Raw genomic sequence first — 6,641 nt, forward strand, 5'->3', positions numbered from 1 at the left:
GGCAGATATCTACTATGGAAACTTTAGCCTATTTCAATCGCTGCCAGACATATGGGCGATTGATCAACTGTTTCCGATTATGCCAATTCACAGGCTGCATGAGACGCCAACACGTCAGGCAGTGCTGGCGGATATAACCTGTGACTGCGATGGAAAAATTGATAAATTTATCAACGAATTCGGCACAGCAAAAACACTCCCATTACACCCGATTAAAGAAGGTGAAGAGTATTACTTGGGGGTGTTTCTGGTCGGCGCTTATCAGGAAACCTTAGGTGATCTGCATAACTTGTTTGGCGATACTAATGTCGTCAGCGTGCGTCTGAACGCTGATGGCAGCTTTGATTTCGTTAAAGAAATTCATGGAGACACCATATCTGACGTACTCAGCTATGTAGAGTATCAACCTAAAAATATGATGCTCAACTACCGAAATACGGCTGAGAGAGCGGTAAAAGAAGGACGAATTACAGCACGAGAGCGTCAGCAGATGATCAAAACCTTTAACTCGAGTATGCAAGGTTACACCTACTACGAGAGAGAACATTGAGCCGTAATAGCGCTTAGCTAAGGCTATATTATTGAATAAGATTATTGTAACAACTGAAAGAACAGGACTATGACTATGGCAAAAGTATTGATTATCGGCGCTGGTGGCGTCGGTCAAGTCGTTGCGCAAAAATGCGCTCAATTACCCGATATTTTTACCGAGATTACGCTTGCTAGCCGGACAGAATCTAAGTGCAAAGCAATCGCCAAGCAGATACAAGAAAACTATCAGCGGACAATCGAAACGGCTCAGGTTGACGCCGATAAGGTTCCTGAATTAGTCGCGCTCTTAGAGAAAGTTAAACCGTTTATGGTCATTAATGTTGCCTTGCCTTATCAGGATCTGACGATCATGGATGCCTGCTTGGAAGCGGGTGTTCACTACCTTGATACGGCGAATTACGAACCATTAGATACGGCAAAATTCGAGTATAAATGGCAGTGGGAATATCAAGAACGTTTTGAGAAAGCAGGCTTGATGGCATTGCTGGGCTCAGGGTTTGACCCAGGTGCAACCAACATGTTTACTGCCTATATTGCCAAACACTATTTCGATGAGATCCACTATCTTGACATTATCGATGTAAACGGTGGTGATCACGGCTACCCCTTCGCGACAAACTTCAACCCTGAAATCAACATTAGAGAAGTCACCGCAGAGTGCCGCCATTGGGAAGATGGTGAGTTTGTAGCGACGCCTGCCATGTCGACACAGCAGAGCTTCACCTGCCCAGATGGCGTAGGCACCTACAATATTTTCCGAATGTATCATGAAGAGCTTGAGTCCTTAACCAAGCACTACCCTTCAATTAAGCGTGCGCAATTTTGGATGAGTTTTGGCGATAGCTATCTCAAACACCTAGAGGTCTTAGGGAATGTTGGGATGACAGGAATTGAGCCGATTGAATTCCAAGGCCAGGAAATTGTACCTATCCAGTTTCTGAAAGCCTTGCTACCAGACCCGTCTACTCTAGGCCCTCGCACTAAGGGTAAAACCTGCATCGGTTGTGTGGTCCGTGGCCTTAAAGATGGCAAAGAGAAAACAGTTTATTTGTACAACGTCAAAGATCATCAAGACTGCTACCAAGAGGTTCAATCTCAAGCGATCTCGTATACCACAGGAGTTCCAGCGATGATTGGTGCGAAAATGATGATCGAAGGCCATTGGATGAAGCCCGGTGTCTGGAATATGGAGCAGCTTGATCCAGACGCCTTTATGAGTGATATGAATGCCTATGGCTTATCGTGGAAAGTCATTGAAAACCCAGGGTTTGATTTGATCTAATGCTTAGTTCTATTTGCTTAGACGTTGGTAGGAAATAGGCATGGTTAAAGCAAAAACCTTTGAAGCGTTCGACCCAGCACGGGTGCCTTCTCCTTGCTTTGTCGTGGATGAAGTCGCAATAGAAAAGAACCTTAAAATACTGAACGAGGTACAGGAAAAGTCGGGCGCCAAAATATTATTGGCGCTTAAGGCTTTCTCTATGTTTAGCCTCGCGCCGCTTATCAACAAATACCTGGTAGGCACTTGTGCCAGTGGTTTGCACGAGGCACGTTTAGGCTATGAAGAGTTCGGTGGCAAAGACTTGGGTCAAGAGGTTCATACCTTTTCAGCCGCCTACACTGAGCATGACTTAGAAGAGATTATGGCAATCTCGAAACACGTCGTGTTCAACTCGTTCGGTCAGTGGGAGCGATTTAAAGAGAATGCCAAACGAGCCAAACAGGCTCGGCCTGACTTAGAGTTCGGTTTAAGGATCAACCCTTTGCACTCCGAGGGCACAACACCGATCTACGACCCTTGTGCGCCAGGCTCACGTCTGGGGATTCCAAGATCGGCGTTTAAAGATTGTAGCCTGGATGGTATAAGCGGTTTACACTTTCATACCTTATGCGAACAAGGTTTTGACGCGCTTGATAGAACACTTGCCGAAATTGAAAAACAATTTGCTGACATTCTACCTCGGCTTGAATGGGTGAATTTTGGTGGCGGACATCATATTACCCATCCAGACTACGACGTTGGCGCTTTGATCGAACGCATCAAACTATTTCAAGATCGCTACCAACTGCAAGTTTATTTAGAGCCAGGTGAAGCCATTGCAATTCACACAGGAGTATTAGTATCAGAGGTACTAGACCTTACCTACAATACTGTTGATCTTGCGATTCTGGACACCTCTGCCACCTGTCATATGCCTGATACAATTGAAATGCCTTATCGAGCTGATATTTTTGGTGCCGGAGCAAGTGATGAATTTACTTATAACTATCGTTTAGGCGGGCAGACTTGTTTAGCGGGTGACGTCATGGGCGATTACAGTTTTCAAGAGCCCTTAAGCATTGGCCAAAGACTGATGTTTGACGACATGACACATTACACCATGGTCAAAACCAATACCTTTAATGGCATTGGTTTACCGGCTATCGCGATCTGGAATTCAGAAACTGATACGCTTCGAATAGTCAAAGAGTTCGGCTATGACGACTTCAAAAACCGTTTATCATAAGGGGCATAGAGCATGGATTTAGACACAAACGAATTTGACCAACTCGCAGCGCCTGGCTATCCCATTTTTTTAGGTTCAGAGTTTAAACACCCTAAACCTGAAGACGCCTTTTTTCATATTTTGCCCATACCCTATGAGGAGTCTGTTTCTTACGGCGGCGGCACAGGCTTAGGTCCAGCGGCTATTTTAGAAGCTTCCTGGCAGCTTGAAACTTGGGACGGTACAAGTAATCCTAGTACGAAAGGTATTTATACTCACCCTCCTGTCGACATGGCAGGAAGTGCAGAGCAAGTCATTGCAAACATCGCACTTGCCACAACAAATATAATTGAGCGCGGTGGTTTCCCTATTGGCTTAGGCGGCGAACATACGGTGACCTATGGCATTATTAAAGGGCTTCTGGATGCTGGCATAGATGACTTTGGTGTGGTGCAAATCGATGCCCATGCCGACTTGCGCGAAGCGTACGAAGGCAACCCGTATAGCCACGCCTCCGTAATGAAACGCATCGTTGATTTGGGTGTCCCTTTATTTCAGCTGGGTATTCGCGCGTACTGCGAAGAAGAAATGCGGACTCGCAAAGCACACGGTGTACGTCATATCGATGCGGACATTTTAGTGCCCCAAAATATCCAAAAAATAGATTTGCCTGATAACTTCCCGAGCAAAGTGTTCTTTACGCTAGACATTGATGGCATGGACCCTTCCGTATTTCCCTCAACAGGCACGCCCGTGCCAGGTGGGCTTGGCTGGTATCAAACATTGTCCTTATTTGAGTCAGTCGCAAAACAATGCGAAATCATCGGTTTCGATATTACCGAGTTCGCACCAATCAAAGGCTTTCATGCTTACGAATTTTCGGCAGCACTCCTGACATATAAAATGATGGGCATTATTGAAAGGCTTCAATCTAGGTAATTTACCCACCGGTAAGATTCATTTCTCATTATTGTGGCTCTCTTTAAGTCTGAATTGGCATTACTCTAACTGACCAAATAAATGTCCATCTCACAGAGTGTTTGTTCTTTGTGGGTAAGGTTATATGAGTTCCTTAAGATAGGTTGATTATGAGAATTAGAAAAAAAGCCGCGCTAACTGTTTTGGGTCTGCTGATATGTGTTGTCAGTGTAAGCTTCTTGTATGTAAAGCGCCTTGCTAAAGGTGACCTGCCAAAGTGGGACCCTGAAGGCTATTTAACAGTCGATGCCAATGGCATGAAATTCTCGGTAAATGTTCGTGGCGATAAGGTAAATACGCCGGTTATATTACTTCATGGCTTTCCTGAGTCTGCGGTTATGTGGGATAAGCTTATGGATGAGCTTGCGACCAAAGATTACTACGCTATTGCCCCCAACCAGCGTGGCTATAGTTCAGACGCTAGACCTGGCGAGCTTAAGTCGTATGAATTAGATTACCTGGTTTCTGATGTGTTACAGATTGCTGATAATCTAGGGATAAAGAAATTTCACTTAGTGGGCCATGATTGGGGTGCTGGTGTGGGTTGGAAGCTCGCGGCTGACTATCCCGATCGTGTGATCAGTTATGTGGCTATTTCAGTGCCTCATATTGATTCTTTCGGAAAGGCCTACAGAGAAGATCCGGATCAATACGAATCAAGTGACTATATTCGCTTCTTTCAGAAAAAGACCATACCCGAATATGTCTTAGCTCAAAATGATTATGAAAAATTGCGAGCTGTTTGGACTAGTCATGAGGATGCAGAAACTGAACACTACTTAAATATCCTCAAACAAGAGCATGCACTAACGAGCGCTTTAAACTGGTATCGCGCAAACTTTCCAGCATTTGATGTCGGTTTAAACATTGGACAAGTTGATGTACCAACGACTTTTATATGGGGTAATCAGGATGTAGCGTTAAAGCGCTCGGGGGTTGTGGGTACGCGTGACTTGGTTAGTGCTGAGTATGAGGTTATTGAGATGGAAGCGGGCCACTGGGTTATTCAAGAAAAATACGAAGAGTTATCTCGCCATATTCTTGGCCATCTTGCAAAGCAGCGTTGAAATTTGCTGCCTGGATTTTGAGGCAAAAAAATACCCACCAAGTTTAATTAGATTAGTATCTGATAAACAGGGCGGGTGAAACTTCGCTGCTAAAGGGGTTGGTATAGCAGCGTTGTTTTTAAAACTCTAGAGTAAGCTAAGCTGTTTCAGCTTCTTTCTTTGGTGCTGCTTTTTTAGCTGGTGCTTTTTTAGCTGCTGCTTTTTTAGCTGGTGCCTTCTTTGCTGGAGCTGCTTCTTCTTTCTCGATTTTAGAGATGATGTCTGAAGCGTAGTCAGCAACGATCTTGTTTACTTCACGTGCTTTGCTATAAGCGATGTCAGAAACTTCGTCGTGCTTAGCTTTTACAGTGTCTAGCTTGTATAGCTTTTCGATGTACTCGAAAGATGCAGCTGCAAGTGCTTTGTGCTGCTCTTCAACAGTAGCGATTGCTTTTTCAACGATGTCTTGAACTTGCTCTTGGTAAGATTTGATAGTGCCCATGATAGTATCCTTTTCTCTGTAAGTATCTCAGCGCTGTGGATTTAATTTCCACAAATTCTTAATTCACCACCAACGATACGCTGATAAATTAGAATATTCATACTAAGCAAAGGTATTAACGCAAATAAATTGTTGGGCTTGGCAAGGAGGACGTTAAGAGGGAAGTGCTACCACTCGAACAATACCCAGCTAGGCACAAGGACTTGTGAGCGATCTTCGCGGATCCAGGCATTGCCATCCTGAGGCACTAAATAATAAGTAGGGCCAATCTTTGGAACGACTTTAATTTCTTTTAGAACGCCATTCACACGATATTCGTAAAAAGTTTTGTTATCCTCATTGCGAATAACGATCTCAGGCTCAGCAGGCTGAATAGATTCCTCTGCATGTGCGGATGTTATAGCGAACATGCTGGCTTGAGTTGCGAGTAGAGTTACTAATAAAGTTGGGCGTAATATCTTTCGCATATGAACTCCTGTATGAGCGTTGACGAATAAAAATATCTGTTCTGTATTGTCGTTTTTTCTTACTATAGCACTGTGCCAGTGATTACTCACCGGACTTTTAATTTCAAAACCCAGCTCTTACCAGCATCTAAACAATTATAGATACGCAATTTATGACAACAAATACCGAGCAATCTCAAACACTTCCTACCGTTTTGGTGGATGGATCATCTTATTTATTCCGGGCTTTTCATGGTTTACCTCCTTTAGTTAATTCTAAAGGCCAGCCAACCGGAGCAATTAAAGGTGTGATCAGCATGCTTAGAAGGCTGGAAACCGACTATCCAGGCTCTAAAGTAATTGTGGTTTTTGACGCTAAAGGTAAGAACTTTCGTCATGAAATTTACCCTGACTATAAAGCGAATCGTCCACCGATGCCTGATGATTTACGTTCTCAGATCGCGCCGATTCACGAGATCATTGAAGCAATGGGTTTGCCTTTACTCATCATTCCTGATGTCGAAGCGGATGATGTGATTGGTGCCTTGGCGCATCAGGCAACGCAAAAGAAGATCGATGTGGTGATCTCAACTGGCGATAAGGATATGGCTCAGTTAGTGACAGAGCATGT

General features: G+C 44.1%; 6 protein-coding genes and 2 pseudogenes. 6 read left to right on the forward strand and 2 right to left on the reverse strand.

What is annotated here, in order from left to right; translation table 11 throughout:
* The 5 genes and pseudogenes from A3757_RS09125 to A3757_RS09145 all read left to right on the forward strand — a co-directional run.
* A pseudogene (locus A3757_RS09125) lies at window positions 1-550 on the forward strand (arginine decarboxylase); the annotation flags it as partial.
* Window positions 551-625: 75 nt separating this feature from the next.
* The gene (locus A3757_RS09130; protein ID WP_068509216.1) at window positions 626-1,834 is read left to right on the forward strand and encodes a saccharopine dehydrogenase family protein; all 1,209 of its coding nucleotides are present in this window, start codon (window positions 626-628) and stop codon (window positions 1,832-1,834) included.
* 40 nt (window positions 1,835-1,874) lie between these two features.
* On the forward strand, window positions 1,875-3,059 hold the full coding sequence (gene nspC / locus A3757_RS09135) for a carboxynorspermidine decarboxylase (protein ID WP_068509218.1): 1,185 nt from the start codon (window positions 1,875-1,877) through the stop codon (window positions 3,057-3,059).
* Between the two features lie 12 nt (window positions 3,060-3,071).
* Entirely contained in the window at window positions 3,072-3,977 is a 906-nt protein-coding gene (gene speB, locus A3757_RS09140) for an agmatinase (protein WP_068509222.1), read from the forward strand.
* Between the two features lie 149 nt (window positions 3,978-4,126).
* Window positions 4,127-5,083: an alpha/beta fold hydrolase gene (locus tag A3757_RS09145; RefSeq protein WP_082865344.1), complete on the forward strand. Its 957-nt coding sequence runs from the start codon at window positions 4,127-4,129 to the stop codon at window positions 5,081-5,083.
* 136 nt (window positions 5,084-5,219) lie between these two features.
* Here A3757_RS09145 and A3757_RS09150 read toward each other — a convergent pair whose 3' ends face one another.
* Both A3757_RS09150 and A3757_RS09155 read right to left on the reverse strand, forming a co-directional pair.
* Window positions 5,220-5,564: a hypothetical protein gene (locus A3757_RS09150; protein WP_068509224.1), complete on the reverse strand. Its 345-nt coding sequence runs from the start codon at window positions 5,562-5,564 to the stop codon at window positions 5,220-5,222.
* 167 nt (window positions 5,565-5,731) lie between these two features.
* Window positions 5,732-6,031, reverse strand: coding sequence for a DUF2782 domain-containing protein (locus A3757_RS09155; RefSeq protein ID WP_068509226.1), 300 nt, complete (start codon window positions 6,029-6,031; stop codon window positions 5,732-5,734).
* A gap of 152 nt (window positions 6,032-6,183) precedes the next feature.
* Here A3757_RS09155 and A3757_RS09160 point away from each other — a divergent pair.
* Window positions 6,184-6,641, forward strand: a pseudogene (locus tag A3757_RS09160) (DNA polymerase I); the annotation flags it as partial.

Source organism: Oleiphilus sp. HI0117, assembly GCF_001635235.1.